Source organism: Brachyspira pulli, from assembly GCF_036997785.1.
GTDB classification, from domain to species: Bacteria; Spirochaetota; Brachyspiria; order Brachyspirales; family Brachyspiraceae; genus Brachyspira; species Brachyspira pulli.
In genome coordinates, this window is the sequence record NZ_JAWLQI010000007.1 from 46254 (window position 1) to 68736 (window position 22483).

Here is a 22483-nt window from a genome sequence, read left to right on the forward strand (position 1 = left end):
ATATTTATAAATAGTATTTTACTTTTTGTATTATATTATTTATAAATATAGTATTTGAAATATTTTTATTGCAATTGTCTAGGTATATACTAAGAATTTTTAAGTTTGTCAATTTTTTATTCAACTTTTTCCCGCCGCACACGCTCTGCGGACTTCGTCAAAGTTGCAAAAAGTGCAAGTATAAAATTAGTACTAAATCATACTAAAAACGTCTTACATGTAAGATATTTTATTAAATTAAAGACCAAATGTAGCCTTTCGCGAAGCGTATCCGAGCCTGTCGAGGATATAGCTTCTTTGGGGCACCAAAAGAAGTGGGGTCTGGGGCAAAGCCCCAGATATCAAAAAAAATATAAATTTATTTTTGACAAAATATAGTTGTTTAGGTATATACTATTTATTAAAATATTTATATTATGCCCAATGTACATCGCAAAATTTAATTTAACTTTCAATAAACATTACTGTTATAATATTAAAATCAAAAAGTAAAATTATCAAAATGAAGCAAAATAAAAAAACTTTTATAATATCATATTTAATATTTATAAGTTTAATAATTATCTTTTTCATTACTTTCACAATACTTGGAAATATTGAAAGGAAAGGATATTTATCAAATTTCAATCATATATTAGAAAACAAATACTATTTCCAATTAAAATTTGAAAGCAACATATTTAAAAATAATCAAATATATAGAGTAACTCCAAATACGAATGAAATGCCGAACCATGTTACTAATATAAGATGGAGCGGAAGTTTCTATGGTAATTTAGTGATTGATGATAACAACATACAATTAAAAGAAAATGATAAAATAGAAAATATAAAATACAAATTAAAAATAAAAAAAGAAGTGCTGTTATTCTTATTATTTTTGATAATACTTTTCCCTATACTTTATCATTATATAATACCAAATATAATATCAAACTATAAAGCATATATATTATTTTTTATATTAAATAGCTTGCTTTATATTCTAGTAACAAAATTAATAATGCCTTCCTGTTCTATGATGAAGCTTCAATTTAATATATATGACTTCTTGTATACTTATATGTTTACAATGATAGCATATAATTTACTTGAGTATTATCCTATTATAAAGAATAAAAATTTTAAAATAATATTAACTGCCTCATTTTGTGTTATATCAATATTTTCATTTTTTGTAATAGAATCAATAAGTTTAACCGTTCTTAATATGGTTATACTATTTTCTGATATTCCAAATCTTTATGCCTCGCTTATTACAGTACTTCCTATGTATTTGAAAATAATAACTATAACTGTAAGTATAATATATTTTGCTGTTATAATATTATTGATAGTACTATTTATATACAATATATATAAGATGTTTAAAGAGAAAAGCAAAATAGCAGCTTTAGTTATGAGTGCTTCTATTATATTCATAGCATTTTATTTATTTTTCAATCCAAAAAATATAGATATATGGAGCATTGATTTTGTAAGAAACGCCAACAGGAAAGGTATAATAAATACTATCAACTATAGAATAAATTATGATAGGCTAAATGAAATAAAACCAAGTAAAGAACTCGTTTCAAATTCTATTGATTTATTAAAAGACTATCAATCAAAAAGAGATGTATCAGTACTCTATTTAAAATCAACAAAAAATATTTTTAATGAAATTGAAAAACTTGAAAAATTAAATACTTCAATTTTAAGCAATCAATCGGATACAAACTTTATATATAACAATGAAAAAATAGATTATGATTATATAAACATATTAAAAAATAATTATCCTAATATAGCAAGCAATGTTGAAAACACTATAACAAACAATCTAGTAAAAATTGAAGAACTTAAAAATAGTTTTAAAAGAGATGTATATTTAATATTCTTAGAATCCTTCTATGATTATTCACATTTTTCAAAACTATTTCAAAAAGATCCATTCACTAAAGAATATAGAAAATGGGCTAATAATTCAAGGAAAATAGCACCTAATGTTAACAATGGAAGCTTCTATGCAAGACTTGCAGGACTTACTGCCTCAAGTCCTCTTTATCCAAAAACTCAATCAGATAAAATAGGAGACACACTCCCGGATTTACTTTCAAGAAACGGATATTATACTATAGCATTGGAAGAAGCATTGAACACTTATAATTTAAAAACATTCTATCCTTCTATAGGATTTAAATCTCAAATATTCGGACTTGGCACTACTAATATCAATACTTATTTAAGCACAAATATTTCAAATTTAGAAACTCCTGTATTTGCTGCAGGATTTACAATATTAGGACATACTGATTCGCATTTATCGAATGATTTAAATATAGCTGATAATAATAAAAAGTTTTTAGATAATTTTGAAGGAAATGATAAACTGCATATAATAGAAACTCTTGATAACTCTGCAATGACTGCTTTAAATATTATAGAAATAAGAGATACAATATTAAAACATTCTCCAAATGCCATTATAATATTTAAACATGATCATTTATACCCTTATTTAAAAGCTATAATAGAACGTTCAAAATTAGATGAAAAAATAAAACAGAACTTTTTAAATGATTATAAGCCTTCACCTATTTTAATTTGGGACGGAACTAACGGAGCATACAAAGCAAATGAAAATTTCACTCCGGAAAATATACCATTATTTATAGCAGTGAACTTAAATATCGATTATACCAATAGTGTTATATCATTGTTATATAAAGAAAAAATAGAAGATACAATAAGCACTTATAATAAATTCTACTATACTACAAATGATTCTCCTATAGATCAAAGCGAAGTATCAAATCTCACAATATTTAAATACGAAAATGCTCAAAGAATATTATCTCAGGATATTTTCCAAGGTAAAAAGCATTATTATGATTTGATAAAAGATATTACCAATAAATGATATTTAAGTATTTATTTGATTTAATCATATAAAAAGACAATAATTTTTTATTGATAAAATATACTCTAAGATATATAATAGCATTCAAAATAAATTATTTAAGGAGACTTTTAAATGAAGTTTTTTATAGATACAGCTAATGTTGATGAAATTAGAAAAGCTAATGATATGGGAGTTATTTGCGGTGTTACTACTAACCCATCTTTAATAGCTAAAGAAGGAAGAGATTTCAAAAAAACTATAGAAGAAATTACTACTATTGTTGACGGCCCTATATCTGGTGAAGTAAAAGCTACTACTGTAAAAGCTGAAGATATGATAGCAGAAGCTAGAGAAATAGCTAAAATACATAAAAACATGGTAGTTAAAATCCCTATGACTGATGAAGGATTAAAAGCTGTAAAAGTTCTTTCTAAAGAAGGAATTAAAACTAATGTTACTTTGATATTCTCTGCTAATCAGGCATTACTTGCTGCAAGAGCTGGTGCTACTTATGTTTCTCCTTTCATAGGAAGACTTGATGATATATCAATGGACGGACTTGAACTTATAAGAACTATTTCAGAAATATTTGCTACTCATGCTATAGAAACTGAAATTATTTCTGCAAGTGTACGTCACCCAATACATGTTACTGAATGTGCTTTAGCTGGTGCTGATATTGCTACTGTTCCATACAGTGTTATACTTCAAATGACTAAACACCCATTAACTGATCAAGGTATTGAAAAATTCAAAAAAGATTATGAAGCAGTATTTGGTAAATAATTTAATACATATCTGATTTTCAATAATTTTTTTCGTTTATAAAAGAGAAGTATTTTTATAATATTTCTCTTTTTTTATGAAACAAAACCAATGAAATATGATTAAAACTTACAAATATACTGTCTTTCAAGAAATGCTATGAGTTGTAATACAGATAATAAGAAACTCAATTGGAAATTTAAATACTAAACTATAAATATCATATCATTGATTTTGTTTCATATAAAAACTATTATGAAGTACTAATATTTTTATTACCTGCCTCTGATTTAAAACTTTTCTGAATGATTTCATTATACTCTTTAAGTAACAATGCATAGTCTTTATCTGTGAAAAAATAAAAATTATAATTTACAAAATTTGCCATAATTTACCTCCATTATAAAAAATTATATTGGATTATATGTGATATAATTACTTTTTATTGTAACTGTTTATCACATATCTATATTAAAAATATAATAATTTTATAAAAATATGCAATCAATTTTTACAAAATTATTAACTAATTTTTTATTAAGATTATTTACTAATAAGCAAACTGAACAAATTAGTATTAATGTTTTATTTTTAGTGTTTTTCATTGACAAACATACTTATTATGTTAAACTGAACAATGTTCACTATATAAGTGAAAATCCATAATATTTAAGAAGCTTTTTATGATGAAATTTATAATTTTACTGTTGGCTGTTTCAATATTTGCCTTATCCTGTGCTCAGCATAGGCATTTAATTGGAAATGGACCGCAAACAGGAGTTACTGTAACAAGAAAACAGTGGTACGCACTTTGTGGAGCTGTACCTATGAATGATGTTGATGTTGAAAGACTAGCAGGCAATGCTGAAAATTATGAAATATACACTAGAAGTAATGCCGGAGATTTCTTTATTAACTTACTTACTGGAATACTTGGTTTTACAAGCAGAACTGTAACTGTAAGAAAATAAGAAAATACAAAAATGAAAACACTATATTTTATATTAACACTATTTTTAATTTCATGCTCTAATCATTTTAATAATGATATATTTTCTGATAAAAATATAAATTTCAAGAAATTAAGTTTTGGTAATAATGTATCATATAATAATAAGCATGATATACAGTCAATAAAAGCTAAACTTATGCCTTTGAATAATGCTGTTAAATTATCAGCAAAAGAAAAAAATTATATAATAGAAAATACAGGATATGCTAAAGATTTATATAATATAGAAAGTATATTTTTAGAAGAAAATACTAGAACTACATGTTTAGTAGGTTATATGAAAGCTGAAAAAGATTCTTTAAAAAAACTCATAAACTACATAAACAGTATGGAGCATCAAAACAATATATTAAAAGACTATTTTTATATCAATGGAAACAAGAATATACAATATAAAATAAAATTAGATGATACAATTTTATTTTATGTAATATTTGAATCAAAGAATTCAAATTATCTTGTATTAAATTATACATTTCCATTAGACAATGAGTATGACTCTTTGTATAACATTGCCAATTCAATAAATTCCGTAGAGTTTTATTAACATTCGGGGAGGGATTTTTTTAAAAGTTCCTCCCTATTTATATTCTTAACCGCACGCAGAACAAAATTATAAATATAAATCAATCAATAATACAATTCTCATTATAAATAAAAATACATTAACCGTGCGTTAAATAAATTCTAAATATAATAAAAACTTGGGCGGGCATGCTTTTTTACTGTAACTATAAATAAAATTAGAACAAAAAATTTTTAAATTTATTATAAAGAATAAAGGGCGGGCAAATGTAAATAAAGTTTTAAAACTTACTTTCACTCCCCACCCTCTTTCTTATTAATCTAATTTTGAATATTATCTTTATTTCCTTTTTATTTAAAAAGATTTTCTAACACCCACCCTAATTTATTTTAAATTTAAAATCTACACACCGCACGTAAAACATAATTATAAATATAAAGTTATTTAGAATTCAAATTTTATTATATTATAAATTTAGCTTACCGTGCGTTTAAAAAATTTAAATCCAAGTTACAAACTGTACAGCATTTAAAAGTTTTAACTGTTCCTCTCGCCTTTTAATCTCTTTTTCCACTTCGGCAATACATTCATCTATTTTATATTTCTTCTTTTGATATTTGAAAAGTTTACTTTGCTTTTGTTTGTCTGTCATTTTATTAACTTTTGAAGATAATGATTTTAAGAATATTTTATCCCTAATTAATTTTCTTCTCACATTTAATTTGAATATAGATAGTTCAATAGGTGATCTTAAAGGATTAATAATCATAAAAAATACCTCCTAGTTAGTTTAAATTCCAATATCATTTATATATAAATTATTTTTGAATATCAAATATTTAATATCATTTATCTCTAAAATATATATTTCCTCGCTCATTATATTTTTAATATCTCTTAATAATTCTATATAAGAGCAGAAATTATTTTTTAAATATGCATCCGCTTTTATCCTAATTTTAGCCTGTTCTCTATGAAAGTCAAAATATGCTGGTCCGTATGTAAACTCCCACCTCTGCCCTACAAAACCTCTAGGCTCCTCTGATTTTATTTTCTGCATATCTTTTACTTTTTTTACATTATTATTAAATAAACTATTAGAATCAAACATTTCATTGATAATACTGTCTGCTTCTTTAAAGTTTGAAGTCTTTATATAATAATTACATAAAGCTATATTAATATAAATTAAAGTTTCTAATGAAAGTTCATATAGATTATTGATTAAATAAAACTCTTTAAATAACTTCTCAAAAAGTTTTATTCTTCTTATATATTGTATCAAGTTTATAGGAGGAAAATAATAAAAATAACAAAGAGGAAAATAAAAATGTATTTCATTAGGAAATTGTTCAAAAATATTTTCATATTTTTTGATATAATAATTATTAAAATCTTGAGCTTGTTCTTTTAATGTATTTAATTCTTCTAAATCATCATTTATTCTGCTTGAGTTTATTGCTGATTTTAATCGACATACCATACTTATTATATCTCTAACCTTCTGTTTTTTTTCTTTTTCAGTTTGTATTAATATTTCATCTGTTTCAAGTTTATTGATGATACACTCTAATTTTTCATTCATTTTTAAGATGAGATATTCAAATACATTAGCATATATATAATTATTTGTTTTTTCACTATCAATTAAAGGACATTTTGATTTAAATAATTTAGATGATTCACTTGACAATATGGCAGCTTTTAATAATTCTGAAGCTCCTTTAACAATATAATTATCTTCATCTGATAAATTATTTAAATTTAGAATACTAAAATTATTTAAATTTTCAGCTAAATATTTTCTTTCTTCTTTGCTGTTTATTAAATCAAATTGTGTGTTATTAATTATATTTTCTTCCATATTTTACCTTATTTTATTGATATTTAATATTATATACAAATAAAATTAAATATCAATAATAAATAGAATATTTTTATATAAAAAGCAAAAAATAAAGACTGCAAATATTTTTTATCTACAGTCTTTTATTTATAGTTATTTTAGTTTTATGTATTCTAATTTATTATAAAAATAGATAATTATTTTCTTTTTAAGACAATTTTTTTATCTGTTTCTTCTTTTATCTCATACTTTTTTAAAGAATTAAGCATAGATGCTCCAACAGACCCTATTCCTAAAGCACTGATTAATCCTCCTAGGCTTCCTCCGCCAGCCGCTGCAGCAGCTGGTGGTAATAGAGCAGCTTTCGCTATCGCCATACCAGGAATAGTGGCAGGAGCTGCAGATCCCCCGCTAAGAATGGTTGCTGCCCCGCCAATTAATATTAAACCTATACCAACTATCAAACCTACTTTACCTTTAGCCTTAATTTTTATAATTTTATTTTTTAAATCACCTGTTATTTCTATTGTATCTACTTCATCTTTAATGGCTTTTTTTAACTCTTCTTCTGTTTTTACTTTTGTTTTTCCTATTCCAAACATAAAAACTCCTTTTTAATTATATTTATATAATATAATATAATTAAAAAACCGATACTTGTCAAGCCATTTTATATTTATTAATATGGATTTTTTATATATAATTTATAATATTATATTTTTTATATTATTAAATTATATTACAAATATAATTTAGTAAAAATTAGCCATTAGCAAGCTTTATAAACTCATCAGCTTCCATGATCTCTACACCTAAATCCTGAGCTTTTTTAAGTTTGCTTCCTGCTTTCTCACCTACAATCAAAATATTTGTGTTCTTTGATACAGCAGATTGAACAGTTGCTCCTAATCTTTCAGCAGCTTCTTTTGCAGAATTCCTTGTAAAGCCTTCTATTGAACCTGTTATTACAACATTCTTACCAGTAAGAGGAGATTCCACTGTTACAACTTTTTCAAATACCGGATTAACCCCTACAGCAAGTAAATCATCTATTAGTTTTAATGTCTTTTCATTATGAAGGAAATCGTAAATACTTTTAGCACTGATCTCGCCTATTCCTTCAATATTTTGTAAATCATCAATAGTAGCCTTTTTGAAATTCTCTATTGATGTGAAATATTTAGCTAGTAAGTCAGCAGTAGTTTCACCAACCTGACGAATACCTAATGCATATATAAATCTTTTTAAAGTAGTGTTTTTACTGTTCTCAATAGATTCAAGCATGTATCCTGCTAATTTTTCGCCCATTCTTTCAAACTTAAATAAATCATCTCTTGTTATCTTGTAAAGGTCAGCTGGAGTTTTAACAAGTCCGCTTTTTGTAAATACTGCAATCCACTCTTTTCCTATTCTCTCCATATTCATAGCAGGTTTTGAAACAAAATATTCTATATATCTTGTAATCTTACTTGGACATTCTTCATTAATACATCTTACAATTACATCGCCGTCAGTTACTGCAGTATCGCCTCCGCATACAGGACATTTTTTAGGGAACTCGAAAGGCTTACTGTCAGCAGGACGTTTTTCTAATACTACTCTTGTGATCTTTGGTATAACATCTCCAGAACGAATAACTACAATAGTATCACCGATTCTTATATCTTTTGATTTTATCTCGTTAGGATTATGAAGTGTAACATTTGAAACAGTAACGCCTCCAACCTGAACAGGCTCCAATTTAGCAACTGGTGTTAATGCTCCGGTACGTCCGACTTGAACCTCAATATTTTTTAATACTGTTTCTTTTTCTTCAGGCTTGAATTTGAATGCTACTGCAAATCTTGGAGCACGTGACAAGAATCCTAATTTCTCCTGATGCTTAACATCATCAACTTTTATTACGAGTCCGTCAATCTCATAATCCATTTTGCTTCTTTTTTCTTGTATATCATAATAAGTTTCTAATACTTTTTTAGCATCAATATTTGGGTGAACGCCTTCAACTGTGAATCCTAATTCTGATAAGAACTCCATTGATTTATATTCATTAGTTAAATCAAAATCTTTATAATTGGCAATCTGATAAGCAAAGAATTTTAATCTTCTCTTTTTACTTTCAGCACTATCTAATTGTCTTAATCCGCCGGAAGCTGCATTTCTGGCATTAGCAAAAGGGATTTCTTCAAGTTCTTCTCTTTCTTTATTTAATGCCTCAAAATCTTTTTTTGTTATTAATGCCTCACCTCTTACAATTAATCTGTTTTTCTCTTTTATGCTTTTAGGAACATTATTCATCATCTTAACATTATTAGTAACATTCTCTCCAACTTGTCCGTCACCTCTTGTGCTTGCTACTATAAGTTTTCCTTTCTCATAAATAAGTTCTAAAGCAAGACCGTCAAATTTATTTTCAACTGTGTATTTAATCTTACTTTGATTAAGTTCCTTTTGCATTCTATTATCAAATTCCAAGAATTCTTCTTCATTCATAACATTAGAAAGTGAGTACATAGCAATAGGGTGTTCAAATTTCTCGAACTTTTCTAATATAGTACCTCCCACTTTATTAGTAGGGCTGTCATCTTTTTTTAATTCTGGGAACTCTCTTTCAAGATTTTCTAATTCCCTGAAAAGTTTATCATATTCATAGTCTTCTATTTCAGGGTTATCATCTGTATAATAAAGTTTATTATGGTAATTAATAGTTTCTGTTAATTGTTCAATTTTTTGTTTAGCTTCTTCGATGTTCATGTTTTTTTCCTTATTTAATTGTTAAAATATTATACTTTAATTTTATAAAAATAAAATAACTATATTTCATAAGTATTCTTTAATTCTTTAATTGCTTTTGCATTATCGAATGACACATAAGGCTGTCCTCCTCTCCATTGATAACGATAGCTTTGAAATAATAATTTTTTATTAAATGGAGATTTTTCAGCTTTGTATTTTTCCTCTTCTGGTATTTCAAATTCATTTCCATATACACCAAAATTTTTATTATCTTTTTTTATTTCATCGAAAATAAAATATTCTCTATCATAAGATAATACATATATAATATATAATTGATGTATAGGGTTATCTATATATTTTATATCCCTTATATTTTTATTAATTTCTTTCAATTTATTTTTTCTTCTCTTAAATAAAAAATCATTAATATCTTTATATTTCTTTTCATTATATAAATAATTCAAAACTAAACTTCCGCAAATTTCATCAGTTTCTATCCATATATAATTATTATCACTTTTATATACGTTATTTTCAAACAACAATTCACCCCATATATTAATCTTTAGTTTATCAATTTCTTCATACCTTGCAAATAGTTTTTGAAAAATATCAGAATCATTAGCTTTTAAATGATTAAATAAAGATTCAATATTTTCATTCGTAAAAATTGTATTTTTATTATAAAGTTCTATTATATCATATGTACTATTAGAAAGCATTAATATAAATATATTTTTTATTTTTCCATTGAATAATTTTGATTTCTCAATATCCAATATAATATTTTTATAATTAGGATATTCATCAAATATTTTAAGTTTTAATAGTTCTTCTTTTCTCTGCTCATTATTTATCGCCGTTAATGATTTAGATAATAATTCTTTTAGCTTTTCAATAGAATCAGCTTTAGATAATTTTTTTAAAGATGATATAGCATTATATATGTTAGAACTGTCTATATTTGTATTTAATACTAGATTTCTAAATATTCTTATTTTTTCTAAATCCAATTCTGAAATATTTTCTTCTTTTTGTTCTTTGAATAAGAATAAAACACTATATATCATAACTTTATAGCTATGTTCTAAACTATATTTGCTATCTATTTTACCTTTTAATATCCATTCCAAATCATTATAGTTTTCTGTTTCATAAACTTTTTTTATATCTTCTATATTTTTATTAATATAATTTAATGTTGGAATAACCCAATCCAATATATCTAAAACATATTTTTTATTCTCATTTCCTGATATGCTAATCAAATCATATTCAAAATCTAAATTATTCAAATCTTTTTTTATATTTTCTTTTTTACAAATTGTTTTTTCTATTACAAAAATATCTCTAACCCAGTAAAGTACTGCATTCCATATGTATTTATTATCATAAATATTATCATATCTGCATTCCCATAAAATATCCTGCCAATCTTTATCCCATTTTTCAAGCCACTCATTTTTTGTTTGTATGTCTATTATATCTTCTATTAATATTGGTTTTAATTGTTCTTCTAAAGTTAAAGTGGCGCCTCTGCTATTTAAAAGTATATATTTAGTTTCTATATCTCTATTATTATGTTCCAGACATGTAAAAGTAATATTATTAATATTGTTTTTAATATCATATTCTTTATTTTCTTCTATAAACTTATTTATAATGTCAAGAGATTTCAGCATTGATTTAATAGTGGGATCATCATTCCAAATACTTAAATACCATGAACTATTTTTTATTTTTTCGCTTAAATTTAATTGACTATTTTGTATTGAATTTTCTATATCATTTTTATTTGACTTTAATAATCGTATTAAAAAATTATTGCAATTTTCTCTAACTTTAAATTTAAAGTTCTGTAATTTTTCTTTTTCAATATTTAAATACCAATATAGTAATATTAATGTAGTTATTCTTTGCTGTCCATCTATAAGAGCATAACTATCATCATAAATTTTATAAGAATAAAAAAATCCTATATCTAGTTTTTTATTATTTTTTATATTATTTAAAAAACGTTTAACTACCGTTTCATTATTTCCCCAAACATAATCTCTTTGTATTTCAGGTATAACTAAGTTATTTTCTAATAAATTCATTAATTTATATGTACTATTCATAATGTTACCTCTGATTATTTAAACTTAAAAAATACTTCTAATTTATTTTTTTGATATTCTGTATATTTTTCAAAATCATTATGAGTCCAATATTCTTTTTCTCTGTCGGCTCCATCAAAATTTTTTGAAAATATTTTTAAAGTTAAAGGAGGTATAAATCCACATTCATTAGTGATTTTTTTTATTAATACATCTCTTTTATATTTGAATATACTATTACTAAATGCTGAATTTGTATTTTTATCTAACAAAGCTAAATTCCCTATCGAATGTATAAAACCTAAATTATCAATAGCATCTCGTATAGATTTATAATCCTTATTATTTTTTATAAATTCATTTATTTTTAGTTCATTAATTTCTTTTTCATCACGACATTCTTCAATTAAATTTTTAATATTTTTATTTTGTATATTATTAATACTTTCATTATATTGTTTATTACTCATATTGATTAAATATAAAATTAAATCTTTTAAATAATGCTCAATATTTTCTTTATTTGGATTTTGCGGAAGTATATGTTCTATAGACCATTTTTGTTTATGGTGCAAATCAAATCTATATCTAAAGCTATCATTAAAATGATCATTGCTAAATCCTTCCAATGCATTGAGTAATAAAAATATTTGCTTTATAGAGTCTCCTGTATCATAATAATTTAAATCATTATAATAATAATCTCCTACATATATTTTTTTATGCCAAGTATATATATTAATTTTTGATTTAATATCTTCTATTAGTTTTTCTATAAACTTATTTTTTGTTTTATATTTTGATAATTCTATTATATCTTTTAATTTGATTCCTATACCTATAGCAATACCTACTAAATGATAAAAATCATTATCATAATACCAGTTCTTTATTGTATAGTAATAATATTTTATTTTTTCTAATATATCTTCATAAGACATTTTTTTTAATTGTTTTTTATATATATCATACATATCTTCTTTTTTATCTTTTTCTTCACCAAGTAATAATTCAAATAATATATGCAGTTTATTTATATAATTTTTACTATTATTGCCATTAGTTATCCAAAACCAAACTTTATCCTCACTAAGCCAAATTTCCATTTCGTCCCATAATCTTCCAATATTACTTCTTATTTCATTTATTAAAACATCATTATTATTTATTAATTTTTGATTGCTTATATTAATTATTAAATCTGCTTTTATCAATTCTATATCAGTTAAATCTATTTTTCCGCTGTTGAGGTTAGCAAATATAGTTTCACCTTTTATTTGTCTGTTTGTCAAATCATGTTCATAAAAATAAATTTTATCACAATTTTTTATTATGTTATTATTAGGATTATCATTAAACCATTTATCTATAGAAAATAGAGCATTACAAATAAAGTATATATCTTGTTTATTGTATGTACTTTCATAATTACCATTAGTTATTTTTGTATTTTTTATTCTTTCAAATAATTCTTTTGATTCTTCATATTCTTCTTTTGTTATTTTTTTTATTACATCATTTAATTTATTATCTAAAAAATGTTTAGTTTCCCATCTTATTTGATAATCTAATGTGTAATTAATATTTAATCCATTATATTTATATTTCAAATAATTAAAAATTAGAAATATAGTAGTTAGTCTTTGCTGACCATCTATAACTTCTATATATTCCGCATTATTCTTTTTATTTTTTATTACAGTTAAATTATGAAGACAATGTTCTTTTTTATCATTTTCATATATTGAGTTTATATCATATAATAAAACATTAATATTATCTTGAGACCATTTATATCCTCTCTGATAATTTGGTATTATAAAATAATGTTCTGTAGAAAATAAATCTTTTAAAGTAATTTTATACATAGCATATCCTAGTAAAAATTTGTTGTTAAATATTTTAATAAATTACATTATTTACCGTATCTGATTATTAAATCTTCAAGCATTAACTTTACAATTTCATATCCTTCTCCGTTAAGCTCATTCAAATTTATTTCTCTTTTTTCTTGTGTTTTACCGTCATCTGATTTTGTAACTTCCACTAATTTAGCTTGTCCATTTTTTAATATCTCATCTACTTTAAATTTATAATCCTCTAACATATTAACCTCTTGAACTTTATATTAATTTTATTATAATATAAATTGCTCTGAATTCAATACTTAAATCTTAAGGGGATAAATATGAGAGTAAAAATTCCTTCAAGTATTAAGAAAAAATAAAAAACATCGCCAATACAAAAATTAATATAGGAAAAAATGAATAAAACTATTGAAGCATTTAAAGACGATATACATAGCTCTTTAAAACTTAGAGAAAAAATTCTATTAAATATAGAGGCAAAACAAAAAAAGAAATGATTTTAAATCAAGTTGAGCTATATTTTAATTTTGAAAAAGATAATATTGAATTGGCTTATTTTGTTTTAGATAGTAATTATCCTAATGTAATTATTGATTTTAACGAATTAAAAGATATTATCAATAGTGTAAGTAATATATAAAAGTTCAATTTTAAAATACCAAAATCAATTATATACTGAAAATTTTTAATTTTGTCAATTTTTATATTGTTCTTTTTCCCGCCGCACGCCAAAGGCGGACAGAGTCAAAGAACCAAAAAGTGCAAGTGTAAAATATCGCCTTTTGAGAAGCGTATACGAATTTATTGAATATAATTTTAGAATATGAGTAACAATATAAAAATATCTATTAAAAATATATACTACATGCTCTCTTATGCTTGGAATGTTTGGAATATTATTGATGAAGATAATGATAAAAAAGAAATTTTAGGAGATGAAAAGTTTGATAATATTTATAATGTTATGGCTTATATTCTGAATATGTTTTTAGATAAATTAATTAAAAGAGGTTTTTATAAAGGATATATAACTTTAGAAGAAGATTTATCTGTATTAAAAGGAAAAATTAACTTTTCTAAATCTATAAAAAGAAATACTATCAATTATAAAAAATTGGTATGCAGTTATAATATTCTCTCTAATGATATACTTTTTAATCAAATAATAAAATCAACTTTAAACAAACTTATAAATTATAAAAATATAGATAACGATATTCTTGAGAAACTAATAAAATTAAATCATTACTTTATAAAAATAAAAAATATAAATGTTAATAACAGCACTTTCAAATCATTAAAATACAATAGAAATAATATGCATTACAAAATTATAATTAATATTTGTAAATTCATACATAAACATTTAATAGTTAATAAAAATAGTGATGAGTATTCCTTTATTGATTTTAATGAAGAAAAAAGAATGCATATACTTTATGAGAAATTTGTTTTAAACTTTTATAAAATGCATTTTAGAAATAATAAAAATATAAAAGTAAAAAATAAATCTATTAAGTGGCAGATAAATAATAATGAATATATACCTATAATGAAAACTGATATCATGATTTATAATAAAGAAAAATGCCTCATAATAGATACAAAATTTTATAAAAATATTTTAATAAAAAATAATGATAAAATTTCAATAAGAAGTTCGCATTTATATCAAATGTTTTCTTATATGAGTAATGTCAATAAAAAATTTAAAACTATAAAAGGTGTTTTACTTTATCCTCTATGCTCTGACAATATTAACAAAGAATATAAAATACAAGATAAATATTTTTCAGTTAATACAATAAATTTAAACTCTGATTTTAAAGAAATTAAAAATAAATTAATAGAACTAATAAACTACTTTTAATTTTTATTATTTAATTAAATCAAAAAAATCATCTGGGTATCCATACATGTTTATACTGCCGTCACTGCTGTCAATATCTATTTCAACATAAGTGCCGTTTATAATATCTTCTTTTTTGTATCTGTCTGTTAAAAATTCCATTAATTGATTTTCTGAACCATAAAGATGATTATTAATATTTCTCTGTTCTTCTATGTATCTTCCTGATATTAATATGTCCGGATACTCCATTATTTTTATTTTATCGCTTGATTCAATTTCTTTCTTTTCGTATCCTGTATAAAGTATGATACCAAGATTAAGATTTTTTATATTCTGCATTAATATTAGAAGTTCTTCTAATTGTTCTAAAGGCTCGCCTCCAAGTATAGTAACATTATCAATATTATACTTGGAAACGGAGTCTTTTATATCTTGAATTAAATCATTAATGCTTATTTCAACACCGCCTTTAAAATCATGCATAGATTCATTCCAGCAGCCTTTGCATTTTAATTTACAGCCTTGAGTCCATATTACAAAACTATTTCCAAAACCATAAATGTAAGAACTGTTATTAATATGTGCTATACGCATTTATCTAATTTCTCTAACTAAAGTAAGCTGAATTTTATTATCTTTCTTTACTTCCATTACTCTATAGCCCTTTGCCTTTGCTTTTTCTGTAATGGCTTTCTTCTGTGCCTCTATAAATGCAAGTCTTTCACGTTCAAGTCTTTCTCTTTCTTCTTCTAACTTTCTTTCATAAACTTTATTATATTCTGTTTCTAATTTTTGAAGCAATGAAGATATATTAACATTATAGCTATCATAACTGAGTACATATTTACCATTAACTAATTTGAAATATGTTTCTCTATATACATTCAATTCAGGCAGATAAATTTTATTTCCCCTTAATTCATATTGATAACCGCAATTTTTTAAAGCCTCTAAAAGTATTTCTTCATTAATAAAAGGTGTAGTAGTTCTAACTAAACAGCTCATTTTACTCCTCCTCTTTGTATATGCTGATTTTGAGTATTGATTCTTTGATTATACTCATCAGTCTTTTTAATTTCTTTTATGTTTGCTACCTCATCTAGCAAAGCATTAACTTCATCTAAACAAGCCTCGCCCTTTAAGCCTTCAGTTTTCACATTAAGGCTTCCATCTTCATTGATTGTAATTGTAATTCTTTCTTCTTTCATTTTTTATTGCCCCCTTTTGAAATCTTCTATATTTACTTTCTCTATTAAATTAAGTTCTTCTTCCTCATCATCTATCAAAAATGCTAAGGAAGATTTATTGTTCTTAGTATAATAAGCACTTCTATAAAGATTGTTTATATAATCTATAACTTTATTAAATTTCTCCAAAAAATCAATAAGTCCATTATAATTTTTTATTTCGTTTATATTATTAAAATCATTGATTAAATTATTTTCAAGTTCAATATATGAATCTTCATAAGTTTTTTTGGAAGCATAATCAAAGTCTTTTATAAGTTCTTTTATTTCATCTAATTTTATTTTGCCTTTATCTATTGTAGAATTTATTTTTTCTTTTAACTCTTTTATACTAATCTTTATTTTTATTTTATTATTTTCTTTTTTAGCTTCTGAATTTTTATCTTTATATTGTTTGTCATACTCTTTATTTTCTTTTGTTTCTTCTCTGCTCTCTTTATAATCATACCCGCCATTAAATAAATTATCTGTTATATCATTAATATCATCAGCAATATCATTTAACTTATCTGCCACATCATTTGCAATTTCTTCTATATCATCAACGTATTCCATAAAATTATAATATGCTTCTTTATTGGAATTATAAAAATTATTAAAAGCATTTTTTAAATCATTCAAAGTTTCATCTACAGTTTTATTTTCAAAATAATCTCTCATAATATACCCCCAATAAATTATATATTTTTTTAATCTATATATGCTATCAAATCTATTATATCCTCATCATCTCCAATCAAAAATGATAAAGAGGACTTATTATTCTTTTTATAATAAGCACTTTTATATAGATTATTAATATAAGCTATTATATTATTTACACTTTCTATGTAATTTTTATAATCTTCATCATTATTTATATTATCAATTTTTTTTAATTCATCTTGTAAATTATTTTGTAATTCTATAGAAGATTCTTCATAGCTCTTTTTAGAAGCATAATCAAAATCTTTTATAAGCTCTTTTATTTCATTAAATTTTAAATCTGCTTTATATTTTAACTTATTAATATTTTCTTTTAATCTTTCTATATTATATTTTATTTCTTTAGTATCATCAGCATCAATTACAATATTGTTATTTTCTATATTATTATTTTTTCTTCTTGCTGTATTTCTTCTGCGGCTTCTTACAGCAGTATTATTTTTCCTTACACTTCTTCTTGATTTGTTCTCACTGCCTTCTATTTTTTCATTCAATGACTGTAAAACATTTTCAAAGCCGTCATCAAAATCATCTATACTATTGCAAATAAGTTCAAAAATATCCATAAAGTTAAACCTCTATTATTTATTATTTAACTTAATTATAGTTAATGCCTATGACAAAAATTGACGCTTATATTTTAATAATAATTTTTTTAAATAAAAATATTTATTTTTAAACTCTGACAAATAAATTTAAACAAGCACTAACAATTTTTATTTAAAAAATTGTATTAATGAAAAAGTTAAAAAACTATTCATTAATACAATTCATAATTATTTACAGAATAACCCTTTAATTATTTTATTAATCTAATTCTTTTTTATACTCTTCAAATATGTATTTAACAAAATATTTTACAGCATTCTCATAACTTTTTATATTTATTTTATTATCTTCTTTTTGAAAAGGAAATATATTTTTAACAACTTGATTAGGCTCTTCATTTTCTATTCCGCTTATACTTTCTATAATATCATCAGTATTTACTGGATAATCTTCAGGAAAATCATAAATATCTTTTACTTCTATCTTTTTATCTTTTTTAGTAATCATCTTTTGTACATTTGCTCCGCTTGGCATGCTTGAACTTTTTTTCTTATCCAAAACTATTTCTCTTTTAATAAGATCTTCTTCATTTACAGCTTTATTTTCTAAGAGGAAGTTCACTATATTATTAACACAATCTCCCATAGAATTAGCCAATGAATTCACATCAGGATTATCTATAATTATATTGAATTTATCTTTTTTCTTAATCAAAGTAAATTTCAAATTGTCATTATCAAAAGTTGATTTATTTAAATCATAATTTCTTACAGTTTTAAATCCGAATTTTCTAACAGCTTTAATAAAAGCATCTTCATTTACATCATTTTTTAAAATTATATCTATCTTTTCTTTCATATTAATAACTCCTATTTTTATGTTATTGAATAAAAGGATTATACTGCTCTTGTTTTAATTGAGGTATTGGTTTGCCTTTTGAATCAGCATCCTCTTCCCAAGCATTAGATGAAGCCAAAACTGCCCTTGCTTTTGCCCATCTTCTCATATCGCTTATATTCTCTTTCATTGTTTTTGATATAGGATAAGTTTTTTTCATAGCTTCAATTATATGGTCTGTTGTTATTTCCTTTCCTTCATCAAATGCTCTGAATAATGCCTCTTTAATAGCTTCTTCTATTTCTGCCCCAGAGAAATATTCGCATTCATCAGCAATCTTTGAAACATCAAAATTTTTTGGGTCTCTTTTATATTTTCCTAAATGTATTTTTATTATTTCTTCTCTGTCTGGCTTTAAAGGTAAATCAACAAAGAATATCTCATCAACACGACCTTTTCTTAAAAGCTCTGGAGGAAGTCCTGATATATTATTGGCAGTTGCAACAACGAATACAGGTTTTTTCTTCTCCTGCATCCAAGTTAAGAAAGTACCTAATACTCTTGAAGTAGTGCCTCCGTCAGTAGCACCTGATGACTGCATACCGGAAAGACCTTTTTCAATCTCATCTATCCAAAGAACAGAAGGTGAAACTGCCTCAGCTATTTTTAAAGCCTTTCTTATATTGCTTTCAGACTCCCCTACTATTCCGCCGAATATTTTACCCATATCAAGTTTAATAATAGGAAACTGCCAAGCTGCCCCAACTGCTTTAGCACATAAACTCTTTCCTGTTCCCGGTATTCCTAAAAGAAGTATTCCTCTAGGTGTTTCAAGTCCGTAATCTTTAGCTCCTTGTTCAAAAGCTCTGCCCCTTCTTCTTAACCAATTCTTTAAAACATCGAGTCCGCCTATATCATCTAATGTTTCATTATGATGATAATACTCTAAATGTCCGCTGTTTTTAATTATTGCTTCTTTCTCGGATATTATTATTGATATTTCTTTTTCTGTTAATTTTCCTGTTTGAATTATAGCTTTAGAAAATGCACGTCCAGCCTCCATTACTGTTAAGCCCAATGCACTATCAATTATTTTATCTGTATTTCCGCTAGGGCTTACATTATATTTTTTACAGGTGGATTTAAATATTACTCCTAAATCTTCCCTTTGAGGTAAATCAACATCAACTATATAAACATCTTTTTCCAATTCTAATGGAAGACCTCTTTTTGTTTGAAGAAGTATTAAACTTCTGTCTGTATAATTTGATATGGCAATGTCTCTCATCTTACTAACCAAATAAGGATTACATTGTATTCCATTATATCCGCCTAATTGCAAATCAAATTCTTCAAGTATTACTATAGAATTTTTTGCATCATCACTTTCATACCAATCAAGCACAGCTCTGTTATCTTCTGTGTTTTCAATGATTCTGAAATTTTTAGTATTATTATCAAATTTTTTAAGTCCTGAAGCAGTATTCCATTTATACCAATCCCTTTTTAACTCTGCCGCAGTATGAGATATTTGACCTTCTATTCTCATTGTTTCATAACTTATTACTTGAACTATATTTATAGATGAACGTATTAAAAGACTTAGATTGAGCATTATATCCCCCCTATATATAATTTTACGATGATACAGTATATCATATTTAATAATATATGTAAATCATCAATATATAAAGAATATTCTTATAATATTATTTTACTGCTAAATAAAACCATTTGTTAAATACTGCAATTATATGATAAATTATTATAATATATTTTAATTGTGAAGAATTAAAAAATGAAAATTTTTTTTGAAGCCTGTAAAAACGGTGATTTAAACACATTTAATAAATGTCTTAATGAAGGCATTGATATAAATTCATTCGATGATGAAGGGTTCAGTCCTTTAATGCTTGCCTCAATATTCAATAGAATCGACATAGCAAAAGAATTAATAAAAAATAATGCTGATGTAAATTTGATTAATAATGAAAATTGGACTGCTTTAATATTTGCTTCATTTTACGGACATTATAATATAGCAGAACTTTTATTAAAAAATAATGCCGATTTGAATATCAAAAATAAACAAGGCTTTGATGCTTTACTTGTAGCAATATTTTATAAAAGAACTGATATTATAAAACTTCTTATAGATCATAATGCTGATGTTAATACTAAAAATAATGAAGGTACTACTGCATTAATATATGCATGCAACTATGATGATGAAAGTATAGTTAAACTTCTTATAGACAATAATGTAAATATTAATGATACAAATAATAATGGAACTACTGCTTTAATGTATTCTGCCTTAATGCTTAAAGAAAATATTATAAAAGAGCTTTTAAAACATAATGCTGATATTAATAAAAAAGATAATAACGGTGATGATGTTTATGCATATTTAAAAAGCAATGATTATGATATTAATAATACAAAAATAGTAAACAATATATGCCGCATATTAAAAAAATATTCAAATTAAATTGTTTATAATAAATCTTTTATATTATCTGGGGTTATTAATATTTTATTTTTAAAAGTATTAAATTGATAAGCAACTTTGCAAAAACTGCCTGAAGAGGATATTTGATATTTGCATTTACTTATTAAATAAAAATCAAAATACCCTCTTTCATTATCATTTATATCTGCTATCTTATAATCATATATATTTTCTATTGATGGTATTATATTTTCTTTAACCCAATTTAAATCATCTGAAAATAAAAATACTTTTACTTTATCATTAACTTTATTTTGTATTATATCAATAGCTTCTTTATAATAATTAATATCTATATCAGTATAAAGTCTGCTGTAAATATAGTCTGTTCTTCTAATATGCAATGCTATAGAGTTTTCAGTATTAATAATATCATCACATAATATTTTATTATCATCATTCAATATATTAATAAAATATTTATCAAGGTTAAGTATTTCATTATAATTTAATAATTTAAGGACATCTGATAATTTTAATTTTTCCCCATACTCTGAAATTATATTAGTATTCTTTTCTTCAAATATCAATATTCCCTCAATGCATTTTGTATTATTTACAACATTTAAGAATTGTGATTTATCAATACTTTTATTTACAAAATTAAAAAAATTATAATAAGAAATATTTTCTTCTATAACATTAACATCATAAACATTAAAATCCAAATCATTGAATATATTTAGAAGTTCAAAATTTCTTTTATTGAGTTTTATATTATCCATGCCGCATTTTTCATACCAGCTTATATCATACAATACTTTTTTATTGTAAAATGATTCTAATGACTTCCCTATTCTATAATATCTTAATTGATCAGCAAAACCTCCTGAAACAATTAATATAACCGTATTATCATTATTCATAAAATTATCCTATTATACAAATTATATATTAAAAACTTATAAATTAATATCTTTATTACTTAAAATCTATCCACATAAACATAACTAAATGCATATTTAATGAAAATATGTTTTTTAATATATTTACCGCTGAGTCCGTTTCCATTAGGTGTGGCAAATGCTAGTATGCCGTCATC

The 22483-nt window shown here is 24.0% G+C and carries 23 protein-coding genes; 7 read left to right on the forward strand and 16 right to left on the reverse strand.

The annotated features are described in order from the left end of the window. The first annotated feature begins 502 nt into the window (after positions 1–502). Positions 503–2902 carry an alkaline phosphatase family protein gene (locus tag R4K56_RS03065; protein ID WP_335772042.1) on the forward strand — a complete coding sequence of 800 codons (2400 nt, stop codon included), beginning with the start codon at positions 503–505 and terminating at the stop codon, positions 2900–2902. A 114-nt stretch (positions 2903–3016) separates the two neighbouring features. Beyond that, positions 3017–3670 carry a fructose-6-phosphate aldolase gene (gene fsa, locus R4K56_RS03070; protein ID WP_297296671.1) on the forward strand — a complete coding sequence of 218 codons (654 nt, stop codon included), beginning with the start codon at positions 3017–3019 and terminating at the stop codon, positions 3668–3670. Positions 3671–3902: 232 nt separating this feature from the next. On the opposite strand, the gene R4K56_RS03075 is transcribed toward fsa, so the two are convergent. Continuing rightward, positions 3903–4037: a hypothetical protein gene (locus tag R4K56_RS03075; protein WP_335757144.1), complete on the reverse strand. Its 135-nt coding sequence runs from the start codon at positions 4035–4037 to the stop codon at positions 3903–3905. Positions 4038–4332: 295 nt separating this feature from the next. Between R4K56_RS03075 and R4K56_RS03080 the strand changes: the two genes are divergently transcribed. Both R4K56_RS03080 and R4K56_RS03085 read left to right on the forward strand, forming a co-directional pair. Further along, positions 4333–4620: a hypothetical protein gene (locus R4K56_RS03080; protein WP_335772043.1), complete on the forward strand. Its 288-nt coding sequence runs from the start codon at positions 4333–4335 to the stop codon at positions 4618–4620. Between the two features lie 12 nt (positions 4621–4632). Then, entirely contained in the window at positions 4633–5208 is a 576-nt protein-coding gene (locus R4K56_RS03085) for a hypothetical protein (RefSeq protein WP_335772044.1), read from the forward strand. A gap of 478 nt (positions 5209–5686) precedes the next feature. Here the strand turns inward: R4K56_RS03085 and R4K56_RS03090 are convergent, their stop codons facing one another. The 7 genes from R4K56_RS03090 to R4K56_RS03120 all read right to left on the reverse strand — a co-directional run bounded on the left by R4K56_RS03090 (position 5687) and on the right by R4K56_RS03120 (position 13978). Further along, a complete protein-coding gene (locus tag R4K56_RS03090) occupies positions 5687–5956 on the reverse strand; it encodes a hypothetical protein (RefSeq protein WP_335760004.1) in 270 nt (89 codons plus the stop codon). Between the two features lie 21 nt (positions 5957–5977). Continuing rightward, positions 5978–7051 (reverse strand): hypothetical protein, encoded by a 1074-nt coding sequence (locus tag R4K56_RS03095; RefSeq protein ID WP_335772045.1) that lies wholly within the window; start codon positions 7049–7051, stop codon positions 5978–5980. A 179-nt stretch (positions 7052–7230) separates the two neighbouring features. Beyond that, the gene (locus R4K56_RS03100) at positions 7231–7635 is read right to left on the reverse strand and encodes a hypothetical protein (protein ID WP_335772046.1); all 405 of its coding nucleotides are present in this window, start codon (positions 7633–7635) and stop codon (positions 7231–7233) included. Positions 7636–7795: 160 nt separating this feature from the next. Next, positions 7796–9787: an NAD-dependent DNA ligase LigA gene (gene ligA, locus R4K56_RS03105; protein ID WP_335772047.1), complete on the reverse strand. Its 1992-nt coding sequence runs from the start codon at positions 9785–9787 to the stop codon at positions 7796–7798. A 59-nt stretch (positions 9788–9846) separates the two neighbouring features. Beyond that, positions 9847–11892 carry a DUF262 domain-containing protein gene (locus R4K56_RS03110; protein ID WP_335772048.1) on the reverse strand — a complete coding sequence of 682 codons (2046 nt, stop codon included), beginning with the start codon at positions 11890–11892 and terminating at the stop codon, positions 9847–9849. Positions 11893–11906: 14 nt separating this feature from the next. Beyond that, positions 11907–13739, reverse strand: a complete 1833-nt coding sequence (locus tag R4K56_RS03115; protein WP_335772049.1) for a DUF262 domain-containing protein — start codon at positions 13737–13739, stop codon at positions 11907–11909. A gap of 47 nt (positions 13740–13786) precedes the next feature. Then, entirely contained in the window at positions 13787–13978 is a 192-nt protein-coding gene (locus R4K56_RS03120) for a hypothetical protein (RefSeq protein WP_335772050.1), read from the reverse strand. A 254-nt stretch (positions 13979–14232) separates the two neighbouring features. On the opposite strand from R4K56_RS03120, the gene R4K56_RS03125 reads away from it, so the two are divergent. Together R4K56_RS03125 and mcrC are read left to right on the forward strand one after the other, a co-directional pair. Further along, a complete protein-coding gene (locus R4K56_RS03125; protein WP_335772051.1) occupies positions 14233–14379 on the forward strand; it encodes a hypothetical protein in 147 nt (48 codons plus the stop codon). Positions 14380–14562: 183 nt separating this feature from the next. Then, entirely contained in the window at positions 14563–15609 is a 1047-nt protein-coding gene (mcrC, locus tag R4K56_RS03130) for a 5-methylcytosine-specific restriction endonuclease system specificity protein McrC (protein ID WP_335772052.1), read from the forward strand. A 6-nt stretch (positions 15610–15615) separates the two neighbouring features. Here the strand turns inward: mcrC and R4K56_RS03135 are convergent, their stop codons facing one another. The 7 genes from R4K56_RS03135 to R4K56_RS03165 form a co-directional block, all read right to left on the reverse strand. Next, positions 15616–16185, reverse strand: a complete 570-nt coding sequence (locus R4K56_RS03135; protein ID WP_335772053.1) for a 4Fe-4S single cluster domain-containing protein — start codon at positions 16183–16185, stop codon at positions 15616–15618. Beyond that, on the reverse strand, positions 16186–16596 hold the full coding sequence (locus tag R4K56_RS03140) for a hypothetical protein (protein ID WP_335772054.1): 411 nt from the start codon (positions 16594–16596) through the stop codon (positions 16186–16188). Further along, positions 16593–16799, reverse strand: a complete 207-nt coding sequence (locus R4K56_RS03145; protein ID WP_335772055.1) for a DUF2997 domain-containing protein — start codon at positions 16797–16799, stop codon at positions 16593–16595. The genes R4K56_RS03140 and R4K56_RS03145 overlap by 4 nt, the downstream gene beginning before the upstream one ends. A 3-nt stretch (positions 16800–16802) precedes the next feature. After that, on the reverse strand, positions 16803–17498 hold the full coding sequence (locus R4K56_RS03150; protein ID WP_335772056.1) for a hypothetical protein: 696 nt from the start codon (positions 17496–17498) through the stop codon (positions 16803–16805). Positions 17499–17527: 29 nt separating this feature from the next. Further along, positions 17528–18109: a hypothetical protein gene (locus tag R4K56_RS03155; protein ID WP_335772057.1), complete on the reverse strand. Its 582-nt coding sequence runs from the start codon at positions 18107–18109 to the stop codon at positions 17528–17530. Positions 18110–18350: 241 nt separating this feature from the next. Next, positions 18351–18950, reverse strand: coding sequence for a hypothetical protein (locus R4K56_RS03160; protein ID WP_335770237.1), 600 nt, complete (start codon positions 18948–18950; stop codon positions 18351–18353). Positions 18951–18972: 22 nt separating this feature from the next. Next, positions 18973–20544 carry an AAA family ATPase gene (locus R4K56_RS03165; protein ID WP_335770236.1) on the reverse strand — a complete coding sequence of 524 codons (1572 nt, stop codon included), beginning with the start codon at positions 20542–20544 and terminating at the stop codon, positions 18973–18975. A gap of 183 nt (positions 20545–20727) precedes the next feature. Between R4K56_RS03165 and R4K56_RS03170 the strand changes: the two genes are divergently transcribed. After that, positions 20728–21420 (forward strand): ankyrin repeat domain-containing protein, encoded by a 693-nt coding sequence (locus tag R4K56_RS03170; RefSeq protein ID WP_335772058.1) that lies wholly within the window; start codon positions 20728–20730, stop codon positions 21418–21420. Positions 21421–21425: 5 nt separating this feature from the next. Here R4K56_RS03170 and R4K56_RS03175 read toward each other — a convergent pair whose 3' ends face one another. Continuing rightward, positions 21426–22307, reverse strand: coding sequence for an alpha-1,2-fucosyltransferase (locus R4K56_RS03175; protein WP_335772059.1), 882 nt, complete (start codon positions 22305–22307; stop codon positions 21426–21428). Between the last annotated feature and the right edge of the window lie 176 nt (positions 22308–22483).

Excerpts from the sequence above, each read along its gene's own strand:
- R4K56_RS03090 (WP_335760004.1), bottom strand. The coding sequence starts at position 5,956 with ATGATTATTAATCCTTTAAGATCACCTATTGAACTATCTATATTCAAA.
- R4K56_RS03125 (WP_335772051.1), top strand. The coding sequence starts at position 14,233 with ATGATTTTAAATCAAGTTGAGCTATATTTTAATTTTGAAAAAGATAAT.
- R4K56_RS03065 (WP_335772042.1), top strand. The coding sequence starts at position 503 with ATGAAGCAAAATAAAAAAACTTTTATAATATCATATTTAATATTTATA.
- R4K56_RS03095 (WP_335772045.1), bottom strand. The coding sequence starts at position 7,051 with ATGGAAGAAAATATAATTAATAACACACAATTTGATTTAATAAACAGC.
- R4K56_RS03140 (WP_335772054.1), bottom strand. The coding sequence starts at position 16,596 with ATGAGCTGTTTAGTTAGAACTACTACACCTTTTATTAATGAAGAAATA.
- R4K56_RS03085 (WP_335772044.1), top strand. The coding sequence starts at position 4,633 with ATGAAAACACTATATTTTATATTAACACTATTTTTAATTTCATGCTCT.
- R4K56_RS03110 (WP_335772048.1), bottom strand. The coding sequence starts at position 11,892 with ATGAATAGTACATATAAATTAATGAATTTATTAGAAAATAACTTAGTT.
- R4K56_RS03100 (WP_335772046.1), bottom strand. The coding sequence starts at position 7,635 with ATGTTTGGAATAGGAAAAACAAAAGTAAAAACAGAAGAAGAGTTAAAA.
- R4K56_RS03160 (WP_335770237.1), bottom strand. The coding sequence starts at position 18,950 with ATGAAAGAAAAGATAGATATAATTTTAAAAAATGATGTAAATGAAGAT.
- R4K56_RS03075 (WP_335757144.1), bottom strand. The coding sequence starts at position 4,037 with ATGGCAAATTTTGTAAATTATAATTTTTATTTTTTCACAGATAAAGAC.
- R4K56_RS03170 (WP_335772058.1), top strand. The coding sequence starts at position 20,728 with ATGAAAATTTTTTTTGAAGCCTGTAAAAACGGTGATTTAAACACATTT.
- R4K56_RS03120 (WP_335772050.1), bottom strand. The coding sequence starts at position 13,978 with ATGTTAGAGGATTATAAATTTAAAGTAGATGAGATATTAAAAAATGGA.
- R4K56_RS03115 (WP_335772049.1), bottom strand. The coding sequence starts at position 13,739 with ATGTATAAAATTACTTTAAAAGATTTATTTTCTACAGAACATTATTTT.
- ligA (WP_335772047.1), bottom strand. The coding sequence starts at position 9,787 with ATGAACATCGAAGAAGCTAAACAAAAAATTGAACAATTAACAGAAACT.
- R4K56_RS03135 (WP_335772053.1), bottom strand. The coding sequence starts at position 16,185 with ATGCGTATAGCACATATTAATAACAGTTCTTACATTTATGGTTTTGGA.
- R4K56_RS03155 (WP_335772057.1), bottom strand. The coding sequence starts at position 18,109 with ATGGATATTTTTGAACTTATTTGCAATAGTATAGATGATTTTGATGAC.
- R4K56_RS03080 (WP_335772043.1), top strand. The coding sequence starts at position 4,333 with ATGATGAAATTTATAATTTTACTGTTGGCTGTTTCAATATTTGCCTTA.
- R4K56_RS03150 (WP_335772056.1), bottom strand. The coding sequence starts at position 17,498 with ATGAGAGATTATTTTGAAAATAAAACTGTAGATGAAACTTTGAATGAT.
- R4K56_RS03175 (WP_335772059.1), bottom strand. The coding sequence starts at position 22,307 with ATGAATAATGATAATACGGTTATATTAATTGTTTCAGGAGGTTTTGCT.
- R4K56_RS03165 (WP_335770236.1), bottom strand. The coding sequence starts at position 20,544 with ATGCTCAATCTAAGTCTTTTAATACGTTCATCTATAAATATAGTTCAA.
- R4K56_RS03145 (WP_335772055.1), bottom strand. The coding sequence starts at position 16,799 with ATGAAAGAAGAAAGAATTACAATTACAATCAATGAAGATGGAAGCCTT.
- fsa (WP_297296671.1), top strand. The coding sequence starts at position 3,017 with ATGAAGTTTTTTATAGATACAGCTAATGTTGATGAAATTAGAAAAGCT.
- mcrC (WP_335772052.1), top strand. The coding sequence starts at position 14,563 with ATGAGTAACAATATAAAAATATCTATTAAAAATATATACTACATGCTC.